The organism is Streptomyces sp. NPDC059816 (genome assembly GCF_042732055.1).
GTDB lineage: Bacteria > Actinomycetota > Actinomycetes > Streptomycetales > Streptomycetaceae > Streptomyces.
Window position 1 is genome coordinate 157,160 of sequence record NZ_JBHWIQ010000009.1, and the last position, 16,339, is coordinate 173,498.

The 16,339-nt window shown below is 70.6% G+C and carries 15 protein-coding genes and 3 pseudogenes; 3 read left to right on the forward strand and 15 right to left on the reverse strand.

The window, feature by feature from the left end:
- Positions 1–186: 186 nt before the first annotated feature.
- The 12 genes and pseudogenes from ACFV88_RS14675 to ACFV88_RS14730 form a co-directional block, all read right to left on the reverse strand.
- Positions 187–351 (reverse strand): GNAT family N-acetyltransferase, encoded by a 165-nt coding sequence (locus ACFV88_RS14675; protein WP_385490618.1) that lies wholly within the window; start codon positions 349–351, stop codon positions 187–189.
- Positions 321–623, reverse strand: a complete 303-nt coding sequence (locus ACFV88_RS14680; RefSeq protein WP_385490629.1) for a hypothetical protein — start codon at positions 621–623, stop codon at positions 321–323. The genes ACFV88_RS14675 and ACFV88_RS14680 overlap by 31 nt, the downstream gene beginning before the upstream one ends.
- The gene (locus ACFV88_RS14685) at positions 620–1,054 is read right to left on the reverse strand and encodes a YbaK/EbsC family protein (protein WP_385490425.1); all 435 of its coding nucleotides are present in this window, start codon (positions 1,052–1,054) and stop codon (positions 620–622) included. Before ACFV88_RS14685 ends, ACFV88_RS14680 begins: the two co-directional genes overlap by 4 nt.
- Before the next feature lie 269 nt (positions 1,055–1,323).
- Positions 1,324–1,697 (reverse strand): annotated as a pseudogene (locus tag ACFV88_RS14690) (transposase); the annotation flags it as partial.
- Positions 1,698–1,726: 29 nt separating this feature from the next.
- On the reverse strand, positions 1,727–1,984 hold the full coding sequence (locus tag ACFV88_RS14695) for a hypothetical protein (RefSeq protein ID WP_385490427.1): 258 nt from the start codon (positions 1,982–1,984) through the stop codon (positions 1,727–1,729).
- A gap of 520 nt (positions 1,985–2,504) precedes the next feature.
- A pseudogene (locus ACFV88_RS14700) lies at positions 2,505–2,794 on the reverse strand (transposase); the annotation flags it as partial.
- A 270-nt stretch (positions 2,795–3,064) separates the two neighbouring features.
- Positions 3,065–4,387, reverse strand: a complete 1,323-nt coding sequence (locus tag ACFV88_RS14705; RefSeq protein ID WP_385490430.1) for an ABC transporter permease — start codon at positions 4,385–4,387, stop codon at positions 3,065–3,067.
- Positions 4,384–5,121 carry an ABC transporter ATP-binding protein gene (locus ACFV88_RS14710; protein WP_385490433.1) on the reverse strand — a complete coding sequence of 246 codons (738 nt, stop codon included), beginning with the start codon at positions 5,119–5,121 and terminating at the stop codon, positions 4,384–4,386. The genes ACFV88_RS14705 and ACFV88_RS14710 overlap by 4 nt, the downstream gene beginning before the upstream one ends.
- Positions 5,118–6,680, reverse strand: coding sequence for a peptidoglycan-binding protein (locus ACFV88_RS14715; protein WP_385490435.1), 1,563 nt, complete (start codon positions 6,678–6,680; stop codon positions 5,118–5,120). Before ACFV88_RS14715 ends, ACFV88_RS14710 begins: the two co-directional genes overlap by 4 nt.
- 315 nt (positions 6,681–6,995) lie before the next feature.
- The gene (locus ACFV88_RS14720; RefSeq protein ID WP_385490437.1) at positions 6,996–7,949 is read right to left on the reverse strand and encodes a hypothetical protein; all 954 of its coding nucleotides are present in this window, start codon (positions 7,947–7,949) and stop codon (positions 6,996–6,998) included.
- A 183-nt stretch (positions 7,950–8,132) separates the two neighbouring features.
- Positions 8,133–8,549, reverse strand: coding sequence for a peptidase inhibitor family I36 protein (locus ACFV88_RS14725; protein WP_385490439.1), 417 nt, complete (start codon positions 8,547–8,549; stop codon positions 8,133–8,135).
- 1,274 nt (positions 8,550–9,823) lie between these two features.
- Positions 9,824–10,060 carry a hypothetical protein gene (locus tag ACFV88_RS14730; protein WP_385490442.1) on the reverse strand — a complete coding sequence of 79 codons (237 nt, stop codon included), beginning with the start codon at positions 10,058–10,060 and terminating at the stop codon, positions 9,824–9,826.
- Between the two features lie 46 nt (positions 10,061–10,106).
- Between ACFV88_RS14730 and ACFV88_RS14735 the strand changes: the two are divergent.
- The 3 genes and pseudogenes from ACFV88_RS14735 to ACFV88_RS14745 form a co-directional block, all read left to right on the forward strand.
- Positions 10,107–10,280: pseudogene (locus tag ACFV88_RS14735) on the forward strand (IS630 family transposase); the annotation flags it as partial.
- Between the two features lie 80 nt (positions 10,281–10,360).
- Positions 10,361–10,897, forward strand: coding sequence for a S1 RNA-binding domain-containing protein (locus tag ACFV88_RS14740; protein WP_385490445.1), 537 nt, complete (start codon positions 10,361–10,363; stop codon positions 10,895–10,897).
- Positions 10,898–11,655: 758 nt separating this feature from the next.
- Positions 11,656–12,069 (forward strand): helix-turn-helix transcriptional regulator, encoded by a 414-nt coding sequence (locus ACFV88_RS14745; RefSeq protein WP_385490448.1) that lies wholly within the window; start codon positions 11,656–11,658, stop codon positions 12,067–12,069.
- Positions 12,070–12,437: 368 nt separating this feature from the next.
- Here ACFV88_RS14745 and ACFV88_RS14750 read toward each other — a convergent pair whose 3' ends face one another.
- From ACFV88_RS14750 to ACFV88_RS14760, 3 genes are read right to left on the reverse strand one after another with little or no spacing between them, the layout of a single operon-like run.
- The gene (locus tag ACFV88_RS14750) at positions 12,438–14,162 is read right to left on the reverse strand and encodes an ABC transporter ATP-binding protein (protein WP_385490451.1); all 1,725 of its coding nucleotides are present in this window, start codon (positions 14,160–14,162) and stop codon (positions 12,438–12,440) included.
- On the reverse strand, positions 14,159–15,970 hold the full coding sequence (locus tag ACFV88_RS14755) for an ABC transporter ATP-binding protein (protein WP_385490454.1): 1,812 nt from the start codon (positions 15,968–15,970) through the stop codon (positions 14,159–14,161). The genes ACFV88_RS14750 and ACFV88_RS14755 overlap by 4 nt, the downstream gene beginning before the upstream one ends.
- Positions 15,967–16,314: a hypothetical protein gene (locus tag ACFV88_RS14760; RefSeq protein ID WP_385490457.1), complete on the reverse strand. Its 348-nt coding sequence runs from the start codon at positions 16,312–16,314 to the stop codon at positions 15,967–15,969. Before ACFV88_RS14760 ends, ACFV88_RS14755 begins: the two co-directional genes overlap by 4 nt.
- Positions 16,315–16,339 lie beyond the last annotated feature (25 nt).

Sequence of the window (16,339 nt, forward strand, 5' to 3'; positions counted from 1 at the left end):
GGTCCTGACGCTGGCTGGCACACAAGTTGCTTGATCGGTCATCACCCTTGGCTACGCCCAAAGGAGTTGGTGACGGGCTCCACCTCATGGCCGATCGTCCGGTCGTCGGCCTCCTCCACTCTGAGTGGCTGCGGCGAAAGCCCGCTCGGCGATCGCTTCCTGGCCGATTGGTCGACAGATTCCCGATCATGTACTGGACCATTTGAGATGAACAGCGGTCTCGTGGAACCCAAGAGCATGATAGAGGTCGGCCGCTCTGCGGGTCGGCACGGTCACTTCGACGTCCTTCGCCTTTCGGGCCTTTGCCTGTGCGGCCCGGATCAGCGCGGAACCCGTACCACGGCCCCGCATCGGCTGGGCCAGGGTGAGTTCGAGCAGTTCGAGGATCGTTCCGCCGGCGAACAGGGTGGGGGCATGCACACCGCGAGCAGGTACCCGACCACGCACGAGTCCTGCTCGGCGACCAGGAACTCAGCGTTGCCATCCGAGGCGGCCTCGATGATCTGGGGGAACGTGGCGCCGTCGAAGACCACTCGGTCGGGCCGATAGCTCGTCACGAACCCGCTCAGCAGACGGTAGATGTCATCGGCGTCCGAGGGCGTGGCGTCACGGATGGTCGTCATGCCGGCTCGTCTGCCGAGAGATCGGCGATCGACGCCGTAGCGGCCCCCGGGACGGCTGCCATGAGCTCTGCCGCCTCGATTTCTATGCTGCTGTCGGCCCGACCGCTGCCGCAGTGCACACGCCCCAGGCTGCTGACCGATCTGTCGAACACCACCATCGCAGCCCGGTCCGCGGACACAGGACACACCCCGCCCGGCTGCATCCCCGCCCGCGCCAGCCGCCGGGCATCGGCAGGAGAGAGGTCGCCTCGGCGGACCCCGGCTGCGCGGGCGAGGGCGCCATACCGCAGCCGTGCATGGCCGGGCAACGCCGCCAGCAGGAGACGGTCCTCGGGAGTGACGAATGCCAAGGTCTTGACCGTCCGCCCCAGCGGAACGCCCAACGCGGCGCAGACCTCCACCGGGCTGGTCACGTCAGAGTGCTCGTGCAATCGGAAGGACACCCCGAGCGAAGCGAGGATCTCCGGTGGACCAATGGGTGCGAGACCATTCACCCCGCCGAGACTACCGTGCAGAGTAAGGGAGTTGATCGCCTTTAGCGGAGCGGAAGTCGGCCACGCCGCTCGACCGGGACCTACCCGCGGTTGGAATCTCAACCCGCGATTGCTAGAGATCAGTCGATCGGCCCACTGCTACTGACCTTGAAGTCGTCTTGTCGTAGGGGAGTGTCCAATCAACGGCTGATCTTGGTTGTTGAGGTTCAGTGGCTGGTGGTGGGGGTGAGGCGGCCTTCAAAGGCGATCTGGGCGGCGTTCAGGGGTGCCGGCCCTTGCCGGTCGGGTCGAGGCTCATCAGCGCTATGTAGACGCACTTCAGGGCGGCATTCTCGGACGGGAAGTGGCCGCGGGCCCGCACGGCCTTGCGGATGCGGGCGTTCACGGTCGCGGCGGCCTCGCTCGGCGCGGTGTAGACAGGACGGAGGTCCTTGGCGACCTTGTCCCAGTCCGGGCGGGCGACGTAGCGGATGCTGTTGCGGATCAAGTGAACGATGCAGGTCTGAACGACAGTTCGAGGCCAGACCGTCCCGACCGCGTCCGGCAGGCCCTTCAGGCCGTCGCAGACGAGCATCAGGACGTATGTGGCTGACTTGGGGACCACGCGGTCTAGCGGCGCCTTCCGGGGACGGGCTGGGCGGCCAGGCTGAGGGGTGCGCGGACGGGGTTGAGGTGGGCGGGGACGCCTGCGTCGGCGATCCAGCCGTGAACGGTGCGGTCGACAGCGCCGTTGCTGATCATCCGTACGGGGAAGTGCCCGAGCGCCGGGACCACCCGACGGCGCCACCCGGCGAGATACGGATCGAGCGTCTTCAGCCCCAGACCGCGCAGGGCCAGTACGCGCCCGCCCCCTGGCCCAGCGCACACCCGTGGAAGCACACCCCGGCGCCGCTGCGTCGAAGCCGCCCACACCTGGGCCGACCGCACGGGCTGGACGTACGTCGAGGGCTACGCACTGGTCCCCGGCACCTGGCCCACCGCCGCGATCGAGCACGCCTGGTGCCTCACCGACAACGGGAACGTCGCCGATCCGGCGCTCCCCGACGGCTGCGCCACCATGTACTTGGGTGTGCCTCTCAGTCACGAATTTCGCACCGCCCGGTCTGACGGCCGCGACGCGGTCCTCACGGTCGGCAGCACCCTGATGCTCGGCCCGAACACCGAGGTTCTGCGCTCCGGCCTGCCGCCCCACGCCCTGGCAGAGTGGCCTCGCCAAGCGGAGCGGCCTGGACCGAACCATGCTTCTGCCCGGTACGGGGTTCATGCCACCTCTCAAGCTCCCACGCCCCGTTCAGAGCCGGGGCGTCCGTATCCCGCGTGTCGCCCAGTGCCGGTTGACGACCGGGCCCCACCCCTTCGCCCACGCCTTCTTCAACGCGGTCCGCTGTAGGGGAATCAGCTGGGTGACGTCATGCCTGTTTCCACCGGTCAGCGAGACGGCCAAGAGGGTGCCGTGCTGGTCGGTGATCAGGTGGTGCTTGCTGCCCGGACGTGCGCGGTCGACCTGCGAAGGTCCGGTGTGAGCCCCCCCTTTGAGGGCTCTGACATGGGAGCCGTCGACGGCCGCATCGTCCATCTCCAAGAGCCCCGCCACTCGCAGCTCCGCCAGGAGGATCGGGAACGGTGCCGGCACGCGACGAAAGCCGATTCCGAGTATCTCCAGCACGTCACTCCCGACCGTCGCAGCGACTGGTTCCGGAAGAAGGATTGCTGCTCGACACACTGGGGACGGAGTCGACGCGGCCAGCACCCTCGACGACACCGTCCAGCAGGTCCTTCGCGAGACTGGCCTGGACCAGGTGTTCCCGATCGACCGCTGACCGTGACGTCCGTCAGTCACCACCGGCCACGGTCGTCCGACGCCTGGCGTACGCGGACGCACTCGGGGCCTTCGGACCGCGGCTGGTCCGAAGGCCCCGAGTGCGAGGGTTGCCGCCCGGTGCGGGTTCAGCGGCGCAGCGCCTCCGCGGGCTGGATACGAGCCGCCCGCCACGCCGGGTACAGGCCCGCCACCACTCCGGTCGCCAGACCGATGAGCGGCGCCGCCGCCACGGTCGAGGTGTGCAGTACGGGCGTCCAGTCCCGGGCGATGGCGACCCCTACTACGGTCAGGGTGCCGAGACTCGTTCCGATGAGCCCGCCCAGCGCCCCCATCGCCCCGGACTCGGCGAGGAACTGCGCCGTGATGTGCCCGCCGCGGGCTCCGAGCGCACGGCGCAGCCCGATCTCCCCGGTGCGCTCCAGCACCGCCACCAGGGTGGTGTTGGCGATGCCCACGGCGCCGATGACCAGGCAGATCGCGGCGAGCAGCAGGAACAGTTGCTGGAGGTCGTCGGTCACGTTCCCGCGTAGGGTACGCGGATCGGGCGGTGGGACCGACTTGAAGTACTCGGGGTGGTCGGGGCGCAGGGCCGTCGCGGCTAGGCGGGCGACCTGGCGGGCCGCGCCCATCTCCGTGGCGACGAGCATCCTGGCGCCGCCGGACTTCGGCTCGCCCCAAGTCTTCAGCGCGGTGGAGAGCGGGACGACGACCGAGAGCAGCAGGTCCGCTTTGCGCTCGACGTCGTCGATGATGCCGACGACGGTGAACGGCTGGTCGCCGATGAACAGCGCGGGCCTGGTCTCCAGGGTGGTGATGCCGAGCCGCCGGGCCATCCCGGCGCCGATCAGGACGACGGGCTGGGCGGTGCGCTCCGCGTACGCGTCGTAGATCCGGCCCTCGGCCATGTGCGGCACCGCCGCCTCGACGGCCCCCGGTGAGGCGGCGGTGATGCCCGCCCGTTCCCCGTCCGCCGCGTCGCCGACCGGCGAGGAGCGGACGGTGGCGTCGGTGCCGCGGGTGTCCACCGTCCAGTACACGCCCGCGTGTTCGACTCCGGCGAGCCGTTCCACCCGCGCGTCGGCGTCATCGGGGAAGGCGAGGCGGACGAACTCGTTCTGTTCAAGGGCCACGTCCTCGATGTTGACCTCGGTCGCGGTCAGCGCGTTGAACCGGGAGTCGATCTGCGAGGACGTCGTTGCCGTGAGGCCGAGGATCGCCACGAACGTACCGACTCCGAGAACGGTGCCGAGCGCGGTGAGGACGGAGCGGGCCGGGCGCTGGAGCACCCCGGCCAGGGACTCGCCGAGCAGATCACGGGCGGTGAGCACGGAGGGCTCGACGGCCGTTCCTCGGCGGCCCCGACCCGGCCACCGAGGAACGGCACGCCGCAGGACCCGGCGCAGCCTGGCCGGGCGTCCGCCGGTACCGGTGTCGCGATGCCGGCTCATACCGTCACCTGCTCGTCCTGCTCGTCCACCGGCTCGTCCCGCCGTTCGTCGAGGACGCCGTCGCGGATGGTCACCGTACGGGCGCCGCGCGCGGCCACCGCCGGGTCGTGGGTGATGACGAGGACCGTCATCCCCGAGCGGTGCAGCTCCTCCAGGAGGACGAGTACCGACTCCGCGTTCCTGCTGTCGAGGTTTCCGGTCGGTTCGTCGCACAGCAGCAGCGAGGGCCGCGACACCAGAGCACGGGCGATGGCCACCCGCTGGCGTTCGCCACCGGACAACCGGGTCGGCACCGCGTCCAGGCGGTGGCCGAGCCCCACCTGCTCCAGTGCCTGGCGGGCACGGTCCGCGCGTACGGCGCGCGGGGTGTCGTTGTAGACCATGGCCAGTTCGACGTTCTCCCGTGCGCTGCGGTGCGGCAGCAGATGGAAGGACTGGAAGACGAAGCCGATGCGGCGTCCGCGCAGCGCGGTGCGGTCGCCGTCGCGCAGTGCCGCGGTGTCGATGCCGTCGAGCAGGTACCGTCCCCCGGTCGGCGCGTCGAGCAGTCCCGCAATGTTCAGGAACGTCGACTTGCCGGACCCCGACGGGCCGACCACGGTCACGAACTCTCCTTGTTCGATGCGAAGTTCGCAGGGAAGCAGGGCGGGTACCGGCGGCGGCCCCGGATAGGTGAGGGCGACCTGCCGGAACTCGATGACGGGTGGCCGTGCCTCACCTTCGCCGCCGCTCACGCGGCGTCCCCCGCACCGGCCCGGACACCGGTGACGACCTGGTCGCCCTCGGCGAGGGCCGCGCCGCCCACCGCCGTGACCTCCACATGGCCGTCGCCCGTGGTACCGGTGCGGACCGCGACCCTGCGCTGCTTGCCCCCAGCACCGACGACGGTGACGACCGTGCCGCCGTCCGACGCGGCGGAGACGGCGGCGACCGGGACGACGAGTGCCTTGCCGTCGGTGGACGCCGCCTCGACGGTGAGCCGTACGTCCTGGCCCACGGTGCCCGAGGCGAGCGGGGTGTCGGGCACCACGACCATCCGGTAGCCCTGCGCCGCGGGCTGCTGCCCGGAGGCCGGGGCGTCGCCCTCGGCGCCGCCCGACGAGGCGTCGGCGGGCTGCCCGGCCGCCGCGGGGGCGTTCGCCACCGACCGTACCCGCGCCCGGGTCACCTTGCCGGTCTGCTCCTGGAGGATCTCCGCCCGCTGCTCCGCCCTCACCAGGCCCTTCTGGCCCTCCTGGAGATAGCCGTCCACGGCGAGGCGCCCTGCGGAGACCGTCATCACCGTGCCCGTGACGGTCGAGCCCAGCACCGCGGACACGCTGTCCACCCGCGCAGGGAACGCCGACAGGTACACCACCTCCGAGGCCGGGAGCATCGGGCCTGCCTCCGCCTGCGCCTGGCTCAGCCGGGTGCGGGCCCGCTCCAGGTCCTGATCCGCGCGCTCCGCGGCCCGCCGGGTCTCCGGCGTCGCACGAGCGTCGAGGGCGTCCTCGGCGTCCTGCGCCGTCCGCTCCGCGGCGGTCACGGCGTCCTGTGCGTCCTGCACGGCGGTGGCTCCGTCGGGCTGCGAGGAGACCGGGTCGTAGCCGATGGAGGCGTAGAAGGCGGCCAGGGCGCGGCGGGTACCGGCGCCGAACACGCCGCGCATGTCGGGGCTGGAGGCGTGCCCCAACTTGTCCAAGGCGTCCTGGAGTTGCTTCACGTCGTCGCCGCTCGTCCCGGACTTCAGGTCGCGGTACACCGGCACCCGTCCTTTGAGTGCGAACACCGGACGCCCGGATACCTCGGCGATCACCTGCCCCGCCGTGACCTTGGCGCCGACCGGCTCGGGCGCCTTGGTGACGACGGCACGGCTCACGCCCGTGGTGCCCGCCGCCGACACCGTGACGTCCACGGACTGCCCGGCGACCACCGTGCCGCGCAGTACGACCGATTCCTTCAGCACCCGCTTCTCCACCGGCGCGGTCAGCACACCCTGCTCGGGTGCGTCGGCCTCGGCCGCCACCTGGGCGGGGGACTTGACCACCACGGAGGCGGCGACGCCGGCCCCGGTCAGTACCAGCGCACCGCCCGCGACCAGGGCCACGACCCGGCGCCGCCGCCCCAACCCGGGGGCCCCGTCCCGCCGGTCGCCGCCTCCGGTCCCGCCCCGCCGTCGCCCGCCGCGTCTCCCGAGAGGGGTCCGATCACCCGCCCCCTCACCCTCGCCGGCCCCCTTGCCCTCGCCGGACTCCTCGGCACCGGCGTACTCCTCGGGGTCGCCGCGCCTGCCGAGGGCATCGGATTCGATCATCAGGTCTCTCCAGGTCGGTGACGCCCGGCACTTGTCGTCTCAGGGCGGTGGAGCGGTGGAACGGTTGCACTGGCTGGGGTGGGGCGGGGCGGATCCGCGTGACCGGGCGGTCCCCGGTCGGCCGAGCGGGCCCGTGCGGCCGATCCGATGCCCGGACTGCTGTCGCCCACGTGTCTGTACGGCGAGGGTCCGTACAGCCAAGTCCCTTACACATAGGCTCTGTTCGTCCGTCGCCGCCTGCCGGTGACGGCCGCCTGCCGGTCGGGTGCGCTCCGGTTCGTCACTCTCGCTCGACGCCGCGGAGCGACCGTCGCGTTACGCGAGATCGGCCGCCAGTTTCAGACGCTTGTCGATCTGCTTCTTCACCTCGGTCAGCGCCTCGGCGTTCTGCTCGATCATCTGCTTCTGGTAGGCGACGTCGACGGAGTACCAGACACCGAGGACGTTGTACTTGTGCTTGCAGGCGACGTCGGCGGCGGCGACCTGCTGCTCCCTCCGCGTGGCGGTGGCGGACTGCTGCCACTGGGGGTCGTCGTTGGCCTTCATCGGGTCGGCGTAGGTGTAGCCCTTCTCATTCATGCAGGCCGACCACTCGGTGAACACCGCCCGGACCCGCTTGTCGTCGTACGACTTGGCCCAACTCTCGCTGTTGACCTTCACCACGCTCGGCGCGTCCGCGAAGTCCTGCCCGGAGGCGGCCCCGAGCTTGCGATCGGCCTCACCGATGCACCCTCCGGCCGGAACCTTCTGGCCGTTGATGTCCTGACCGCCCTTGGCGTCGGCCGAGCCCGGCTTGGTGTTCGTGTCGGTGGTGCCGGTGAGCGCGGTGTTCGCGGCGGGCGCCAGCGGTACCGGACTGGGCTTGACGGCCTTGCGTTCGGATCCGGCCGGCTTGTAGCCGTGCACGGCGGCGTCGCCCGCGTCGGTCACGCCGTACCGGAACTGCGCGATGCTCTTGGGCTGGAACGACTCCTCGGCCTTTGGGTCCTCGTAGGTGAATCCGAAGCGCCGCATGCACCGGGTGCGGAGCGTCGTCCGTGCGCTGGACAGCCGGTCGGACTGGTCCTTGGTGTACATGTACGCCTCGACGGGCAGCGACTGGTCCGTCGAGGAGGTCAGTTCGGGCGCGGCGGCGGCGCTGGGCACCGACTCGCTCCCGGAGCCGTCGGACCCGTTCGCGCCGGAGGAGGATTCGCAGCCGGTCACGGCCAGCACCGTGGCGACGCAACCGGAGGCGATCAGGGACAGGGAAGGGTGACGCCTGCGCATGGTGATGTTCATCCTTGAGGTGCCGTGGGGTCTCTCTGGCGGAACAGCCACTGGCTAGACTGCGCGGAGGGGTGTGCTGCCCAGCTGCATTGGGCAGCACACCCCGTTCCGAGGGGGAACAGACCTGGTTCGGGGCTCATCCGTGCGGACCTGTTTCAGGTTGCACGGGTGAAGCGGAGTCGGCTAGTAGAAGCGGCCCGACGCGTTCTGGTTCTTCAGGCTGGCGTTCAGGTTGGCCGTTCCTCCGGCGCCGATCGACTGGTAAACACCGCCGTAGTTGCTGTTGTAGTAGATGCGGATGCCATTGGCGAAGTCCCAGTTGTCCACCGACGCCGCGTTGTTCTTCACCGGCAAACCGGCGCCGGCGTTGCCCTTGGAGCTGGCAACGAAGGTGTAACCGGCGTAGTCGGGGACGGAGATCAACTGCCGGTAGATGGCGCCGGAGGAGTTGCTGTTGTAGTACAGGCACGCATAGCCCGAGGCGCACTCCACGGCGGCGCTCCCCGAGCTGCCGGCGTGCGCCGTACCGGTGGTGGACAATGCGGTACCCAGGCCCGCGAGGGCGACGGCACCCGCCAGTACTGTCTTTCTGATACGCATGACACAGCCTTCCGACGGGAAAGGTGGTGTTCGCATATGCAACCACCTTTCGGGAATGGGTGGTTGACTCGCCGGGGTCTCGCTTCCGTGATTATCCCCGGCGATGTCCTGGCCGAACATAAGTGCCCGTTCATCTCGGAACAACAGGGTCTATTTGGGTGGCCTGAACCATTCCCTCTTGCTTCTCGTGGGGACCTGTCGATCGCTCGCCGCTTTCACGGCTCGCACACGTGATCGTCCTAGCGCATCCCGGAGGTGTGTTGTCTCCGGGCGTGAAGCCAGCGCACAATAGACATGTAACGGTCACATATTTCCCGACAATACTCACCATCCCGACGCGGGTCGCGACGGATCGTTGCCGGAAGTGGATGCCGAAAGAGGGGGTGACATCGAGGGAATCCGGCATAGCGGAAAAGGGCCCCTCAGCGCGGACGCCTTGGTTCCGCTCGTCGTGGCCGAAGGGAAAGTTGTGTGTCGTGGTGCGAAGGTTGGCTGATCTCTTCCCCGTCCAAGGGTGGGGATTTCGCGTGCCTCATGGCTGCTACCGGAATGTTTCGACGACCGGAACGTCCGGTGAGTGACTGTCAACTCTTTTTTGCGGACGGGAAGCGGGTGAACCTGAGATCCGCCTTCGTCCAGTAGCCCTGGGCGCATTCCCGCCACTGGTTTCACCGGAGGGCGCGGCACCATGGTGCGAGACACGGCCCGTGCCCGCCATGTGTGTCCCACGCTCTTGGAGGAGCCGGTGGTCTGTGCTTCCTCCACGGGTTGCTCGTGCCGGGCACGCCCGCCCTGGGTGTTCTGTCCATGGAGGTTGGTGACGGGTTTCAGGGCGGGACCACGGCGGCGGCTTCACCCCCCACACCGTTCAACTTCACCGCGTCAGCGCCGAAGTTCATGCCGGAGACCCTCCGACCGCGCTCGCCGCAGCCTCCACGATCCCCCTGGACGCGCTGCCCAGCCTCGAACGCCGCTCCGGCGTGCGTCAGCCTGCGGGCTTCTGGACCCACCTCGACGGAACTACGCGGCCTCGCCGAACGCAGCGGCGTGGACTGAACCACAGCTCCGCCCGCCTCAGCCCTTCGATGAAGCCACCGGGCTACGGGACGGTGGGGGCGACGGCGCGCACGAGAGCCGTGACCTGGTTCAGGGTCGTGGGCGTGAGGCCGGTGCTCTCGGCCTCCCGGACCACCTGCCGACCGAGCTCCCGGGCCGGGGCCGGGAGAATGCGGTACCCCAGTGCCGAACGGGAGCCGGTTATCCACCGCTCCAACTCATCCGCACGGCGCCGCAGCGCCGCCCCCGCGAGCGGAGTCGGCGAGCGCTGTGGCGTGCCGGGTTGTCCCCCGCCGGGCGGCACGGACCCGCCTCACGGAGGTGAAAGCGCCCTTGGCCATCATCGCGGCGCAGCCGAAGTAGAGCAGCGCGGTCAGGTACGAGAACGCCTCCCCGGGCGACAGCATCCACATCGCCGCGCCGAGGGCGGCGCACGACTCCAGGTCTGCGGGCACCGCCAGTCCCCAGGACGCGAACGCGAAGCGCCGACGCAGGCGGGGCTCGAACCATCCCCACCACACCGTGCAGACCCAGGCCCTGCACGCCTACCTGCACTGGCGAAACGCCAACGCCCGCCACCGCGACGTCCTGGCCGCCGAACGCAAGGAACGCGCCCGCATCCGCAGCGAGAGGAACGTCCGCTGGGGCGGGCGCCCCCTCAAGACCGCAGCGTGACCGCACCTCCCGTCCGGCACGGCTCCTCGTGAAAGGCTGGGAGCATGATGGGCGGACGGTCTGAGAACCCAGAATTGTGGATGTTCCTGGAATCACTGCACTGCGGTGAACTCCTTTCCGGCACCGTCACGGCGATCGAGCGGTTCGGCGTGTTCGTAGCCCTGGACGAAGGCCCTGACCACCCTGTCTTCCCCGGCGTCGGGTTCATCACGGTCCACGAACTGTCCTGGCGGCGCATCGAAAGCGCCTTTGACGTCGTGCAGGTCGGACAGCGGGTCTCATGCGATTTCCTCCAGTTCGACACCTGGAACCTAGAGGCCAGACTGTCCTTGCGGGCGACGCAGCCGGATCCCTTCCAGGCATTCGCCGACGGCATCGCGGTGGGGCAGAAACTGCACGGACAGGTCACCAAGCTGGTCCCGTTCGGCGTGTTCGTCCAGGTCGCCGACGGAATCGAGGGACTGGTCCACCTGCAAGAGCTCACCTGGACGCCCGTGCAAACTCCGTCGGAGGTCGTCCAGGCCGGCGACGAGGTCATGGTCGTCGTCACCGAGATCGACCGAGAGCGACGCAGGCTGGCCCTCTCCCGACGGCAAGCCCCATCCGCGCACCAGTAACGCTTCCGCGTTCCTGCGGCGGTTCTCTTGCACGAGCGTTGTCGAGCGCCTGCCCAGTGAAGGGAGGCGCCCCAACCCCCGCTCGCGCGGGAAGCACCCTTTTTGACCTGGGGTTTCAGAGGGGTTCTGCCGTTTGTTGACTGTTGGCTAGTCGCATCTCGGCTCATGAAGTCAGACCCCTTTGTGGGAGTGCCAGGCAGCGGATGGGGCGGTGGGGGCGCGCTGGACTAGCGGCTGGCCAGTTGGAACCGTGGATGTGGCGAGCCGCTTTCTTGGTGCCGGTTCGTTCTCTCCCCTTGGTTCGCCCGCGTAGTCTTGGGGCTGCACTGTACGCAGAGCGCTGGAATCTCCTGCACTCCGTGTCCGCCCGCCCATGCGGAGCGGAATCGGTCCCGGCCAGGGCAAGAACCTTGTGGGCTGGACCGTTCTTCAGTAGTGGGTCCACACCGGCCGGACCGTCAGCAGTGCGCGGGCCAGTCGGCGGTTGCCCCCCGAAGGGACGGGCCCTGGTAGCCCTGATGCCTTGACAGGCGCTCGGATGAGTGGCGATCCCGGGACGGATTGAGACGCTCGCGCGGAATCGCGGCTGGACAAGGGGAAGCGGTCTCGTGGGGACCACACGGTCCGGTAGCCGGTTGACGTCAGCCGGCTGCCGGTGCCGCGGGGCACACGCGAGGACGGCGTACGGGTCAGCGGACGCGCAAGTGGGCGCGCAGCGCCATGGTTTGCAGGGACGCGAAGACCGCAACGGGCAGGATGTGCAGCCAGGTCCGCTCGATCCGTACGGACTCGTCTCCAAGGCGGGCGCCTGGTATCTCGTCGCCGACCGCGGAGGCAGGCCCCGACTCTTCCGCACCAACCGGATCTCGGACGCCGTCGTCACGGCCGAGCCGGTGCGCCGTCGCGACGGCGTGGAGCTGGCCCGGGTGTGGGAGGAGCAGCGGCGCGAGGTGGAGCACCGCAGCTCGGGGCTGCGGGTGGTGGTGCGGGTGGGCAGAAGGCGGCTCGACGGCGACGAGTGGCTGACGGCCGAGCTGGACTACCCGGTTCCCGCCGCCGTCTGCCAACTGCTCCAGTTCGGCACGGACGTCGAGGTGATCTTCCCGCCCGAGGCCGTGCGGGAAGTGGCCTTGGCCGGACTCCGCGAGCTCTACGAGGAGCACATGGCCTGACCGGCCGGCGACCGCGTCCCGAGCCGCAGCAGCCGCGTCCGGCCGGCTCGACTCCGGGCCCGCGGAAGCCCGCCGGCACGCCGTGCTGTCGGATGGTCATTCCGCCGGGCCCCGCGGCGCAGGCCACCGGCACTCCGACGGTGGCGCAACGGTCGCGCAGTCCGGCGGCGAGTCGAGCGTAGACGTCACCACCGCGTCCCGATCCCCTCGCGCCGGACAGCGAGCCGTCCGGTCGGACGCCGCAGAGAGCGACTCGCCGGGTCGACCGACGACGGATGTGCCAGCGCACGAAGCTCCTGGTGGCTACGGGCGATCGCGGTCGAGAGCCCGGGCCACCAGGAGCTTCGTCGTTCCGTGGGGGTTGGTGTTCATCCGGTGCCGGTGAGATGCCAGGCGGCGGCCTGGCGGCGGCGGTCGACGAAGCGGCTGTAGACGCCGCCGAGCCGCAGGAGTTCCTGGTGGGAGCCGGACTCGGTGACGCGGCCCTCGTCCAGCACCAGAATCCGGTCGGCGCCCTCGACGGTCTCCAGCCGGTGGGCGACCACCAGCACCGTGCGATCGGCGGCAAGCCGGGTGACGGCCTGCTGGACCAGCCGCTCGTTCACGGCGTCGAGTGAGGAGGTGACCTCGTCCAGCAGCACGATCGGGGCGTCCTTGAGCAGGGCACGGGCGATCGAGACCCGCTGCCGCTCGCCCCCGGAGAGCGTGGCCCCACCCTCTCCGACGCGGGTGCCGAGGCCGTTCGGTAGCCGGGCGGCGATCTCGTCGACGCGGGCCAGCCGGACCACCCGGTCCAGCTCATCGGGGCCGGCACCGGGCCGGGCACGCAGGATGTTCTCGGCGATGGACTCCTCGAAGAGGTACGGGTGCTGGGAGACCAGGGCGATCTGGCTCAGCAGCTGCTCGGTGCCCAGCTCGCGTACGTCCCGGGCGCCGACGAGTACGGTGCCGCTGTCCGGGTCGTGGAAGCGGGCGATCAGGGAGAGCACGGTGGACTTCCCGGCGCCCGAGGGCCCGACCAGCGCGGTCAGCGTGCCGGGCTCGGCGCGGAAGGACAGCGTGTGCAGGACCGGGCGGCCCGGGGCGTAGCCGAAGCTCACCTCACGGAATTCCACGGACGGCGGCCCGGAGGCCGCGGGCGAGCCGGGCTCCGGCAGCGGCGGGACGTCCAGTACCTCGCGGAAGCGCCGCAGCCCCACGGTGGCGATGCGCAGGCCGCCGGCGACCTCGGCCACGGCCGTCAGCGGCTCCACGAAACGCACGGCCAGCACCATCACGGCGATCAGCACCGCGATGTCATCTCCGCCGTCGAGGGCGAGCATGACGGTGAGGGCCAGCACCGCGGTGAGCACCGTCTGGAGGGCCAGGAAGAGCGGCGCGGTGGCCGCCGAGTTGCCCAGGACCATGCTCCGGGCACCCGCGTCCTGGTCGGTGAGGGCCCGGTCCAGGGGAGCACCGCCGCCACCGTAGGCTCGTAGCACCGGCTGCTGTCGCGCGTACTCCAGGACCCGCTCGGAGGCGCGGTTGGTGCCGGCCTCCCAGGTGTCTTCGACGCGCTCGATGACCTGGAGGTAGAGACGGTAGGCGAGCAGCGGCAGCGGGGTGCCGAGCAGCAGGGCGAGCCCGATCTGCCATTGCACGGCCAGGGTGACGGCGATGATGGTCGCCGGGGTGGCCACCGCCGCCACCACCGGGGCCACCAGGTGGGCGGGGGCGGTGGCCACGTCGACGGCGGTCTTGGTGGCCAGCCGGTTGACGGTCGCCGCGCGTCCTTCGGCGAACCATCCCAGCGGGATGCGGGTCAGCGCTTCGCCCAGCCGGGCGTGGAGCAGCCGCAGCAGGGAGCTGGAGAGCTCACCGGCGTGGCGGTGGTTGCGCAGCATCACCGTGTGGTGGGCCAGCACCAGGCCGGCCAGAACCGCGGCCCAGGTCCACACCCCGTCCCGGTCATCGGTGAACAGTGCGCCGAGCAGCGGGATGAGGGTGCAGCCGGCAAGTCCCTGGAGGACGGCCGCCACGCCGACGCGGATCAGCAGGGCGCGCAGCTGGCGGCGGCCCGCCGGGTCGAGCAGGGCGAACAGGGAGCGGATCATCGGTTCGACAGCTCGCTTTCGGTGGTGTCGTCGGGCCGCCGGGGCTCTTCGCCGCCCTGGTGGGCGGCCCACAGGGCCCCGTAGTGGGCGCCGTTCTCCAGGAGCTCCTCGTGGGTGCCCTGTTCGACGATGCGACCGCCGTCGAGCACCGCGATGGTGTCGGCACCGCGTACCGTGTGCAGCCGGTGGGCGATCACCAGGAGGGTCCGGCCCGAGCTGAGCGCACTGAGCGCCTGCTGGATGGCCGCCTCGCTGTCGGGGTCCACCGCCGAGGTGGCCTCGTCGAGGACGAGCAGCGGCCGGTCCGCGAGGATGGCACGGGCGATGGCGATGCGCTGGCACTCGCCGCCGGACAGGACGGCGTCGTCGCCGATGACGGAGTCCAGGCCCCGGGGGAGACGTTCGATCACCTCGGTGAGCCGTGCCGCGGAGGCTGCGCGCAGGACCTCGGTGTCGTCGGCGCCGGGGCGGGCCAGCCGGATGTTGTCCCGGACGGAGATGCGCAGCGGCGTGGTGTCCTGGAAGACGAAGCCGATGTGGGCGTAGAGGTCTTCGAAGGAGAGTGCGCGCAGGTCGGTGCCGCCCAGGGTGATCCGTCCCGCGGACGGGTCGTGGAAGCGGGCGGCCAGCTTGGCGAGGGTCGACTTGCCCGACCCGGAGGCACCGACGAGGGCGGTCACGGTTCCGGGGCGGAGCGTCAGGTCGACACCGCGCAGGGCGGCGTGGCCGCCGTAGTCGAAGTCCACGGCCTCCAGGCGCAGGGCGGCGCCGGCGTCGGGTGCGGTCGCAGGCTCGGCCGGTGCGGGGAGGGCGGACTCGGCGAGGATCTCCCGGACCCGGGCGGCGGCGCCACGGGCCGCGAGCAGGGCGTGGTAGTTGAAGCCGACGGCGAGCACCGGCGCGGGTATCGCCAGCCCCAGGACGATGAAGGGCAGCAGCTCCGACGGACCGTCGAGGTGTCCGGAGTGCACCAGAGCTCCCCCGGCGAGCACCGTGGTCAGCAGCAGGGTCATCGGCGAGAGGGCCAGTTCCATGAAGGTCGCCCCGGCGGAACTGGAGCGCATCCAGTCCCGGTGGCGGTCGTCGAAGTCCTCGGCTGCCTCCCGGTAGGCGTCGTGCGCCCGGCCGAGGGTGCCGAACGTCTTGACCTCGGTGATGCCGTCGGTGAACTGCACGGCGGCGGCTCCGAGGCGTGCCTGCGAGCCCGCGTACTCGATGAGCTTGTGCGTGGTGCCCCGGGTGGCGATCCTTAGGCCGAGCATGCCGGCCGCCACCGGGACCAGGGTGATGACGGTCATCAGCGGGTCGGACAGCAGCAGGTAGCCGACGATCACGGTCGGCACCACCAGCGCCGTGGTCAGCTCGGTGACCGAGTGCGCCACCAGGTGGTGCAGGGCACCGACATCGTCCTGGACGGCCTTCTTCACTAGGCCGGAGTTGCGCTGGGTGAACCAGCCCAGCGGAACACGGCTCAGGTGGCCGACGACCCTGCGGCGGAGCAGCGACCCCAGTCGCACGTCGGCCAGGTGGGAGACGGTGGAGGCGCACAGCAGCAGCACCAGCCGCAGGGCCAGCGCAGCGGCGGCGACGGCCACGGCGGTCCATGCCGCGCCCTCGTCGATGGGGTTTTCGGTGAGACCGGGCAGCAGGATCCGGGCGAGTTCCACCAGGCAGACCAGGGGCACCACCGAGGCCACGGCGGCCACCGCCGAGCACAGCGCGGTGAGGACGAGCCGACCCAGGACGGGGCGCAGCAGGGCACCCAGAGTGGTGGGTGCGGGCGTCGGGTCGGGGGGCGGCACGCTCACCGGGCGGCTCCGTCTCGCCGGACCGGGCCCGGGCGGGCGCCGCTGTCGTGCGGCCCGCGGAGGTCGGCGGCGGTGAAGACGGCGAGGGCCGCGAGCACCACGGTCCTGCGCGTGGTGGAGGCCAGCAGCAGACCGGCCACAGGAGTGACGACCGCGACGGTGAGGGAGAAGACCGTCACCAGTGGGCCGGCCATCGCCTCGGGGACGGAGAGGCCGGCCGCGACCTCGGGCAGCATGCCCGCGATCACACGGTCGGCCGTGGAGAAGGTGAACGTGGTCAGGAAGAGCACGGGGAACCACAGCGGTATCGCCGTGCTCTTCCTCTTCGTCGTGTCGGTGGCCATCGCCGGCTGATCGTCTCCTCGGCCT

What these genes read in the sequence shown, in the direction of transcription:
- ACFV88_RS14675 (WP_385490618.1), bottom strand. Translation starts at nt 351, where the DNA reads ATGCGGGGCCGTGGTACGGGTTCCGCGCTGATCCGGGCCGCACAGGCA.
- ACFV88_RS14680 (WP_385490629.1), bottom strand. Translation starts at nt 623, where the DNA reads ATGACGACCATCCGTGACGCCACGCCCTCGGACGCCGATGACATCTAC.
- ACFV88_RS14705 (WP_385490430.1), bottom strand. Translation starts at nt 4,387, where the DNA reads ATGAGCCGGCATCGCGACACCGGTACCGGCGGACGCCCGGCCAGGCTG.
- ACFV88_RS14715 (WP_385490435.1), bottom strand. Translation starts at nt 6,680, where the DNA reads ATGATCGAATCCGATGCCCTCGGCAGGCGCGGCGACCCCGAGGAGTAC.
- ACFV88_RS14720 (WP_385490437.1), bottom strand. Translation starts at nt 7,949, where the DNA reads ATGCGCAGGCGTCACCCTTCCCTGTCCCTGATCGCCTCCGGTTGCGTC.
- ACFV88_RS14725 (WP_385490439.1), bottom strand. Translation starts at nt 8,549, where the DNA reads ATGCGTATCAGAAAGACAGTACTGGCGGGTGCCGTCGCCCTCGCGGGC.
- ACFV88_RS14740 (WP_385490445.1), top strand. Translation starts at nt 10,361, where the DNA reads ATGTTCCTGGAATCACTGCACTGCGGTGAACTCCTTTCCGGCACCGTC.
- ACFV88_RS14750 (WP_385490451.1), bottom strand. Translation starts at nt 14,162, where the DNA reads ATGATCCGCTCCCTGTTCGCCCTGCTCGACCCGGCGGGCCGCCGCCAG.
- ACFV88_RS14760 (WP_385490457.1), bottom strand. Translation starts at nt 16,314, where the DNA reads ATGGCCACCGACACGACGAAGAGGAAGAGCACGGCGATACCGCTGTGG.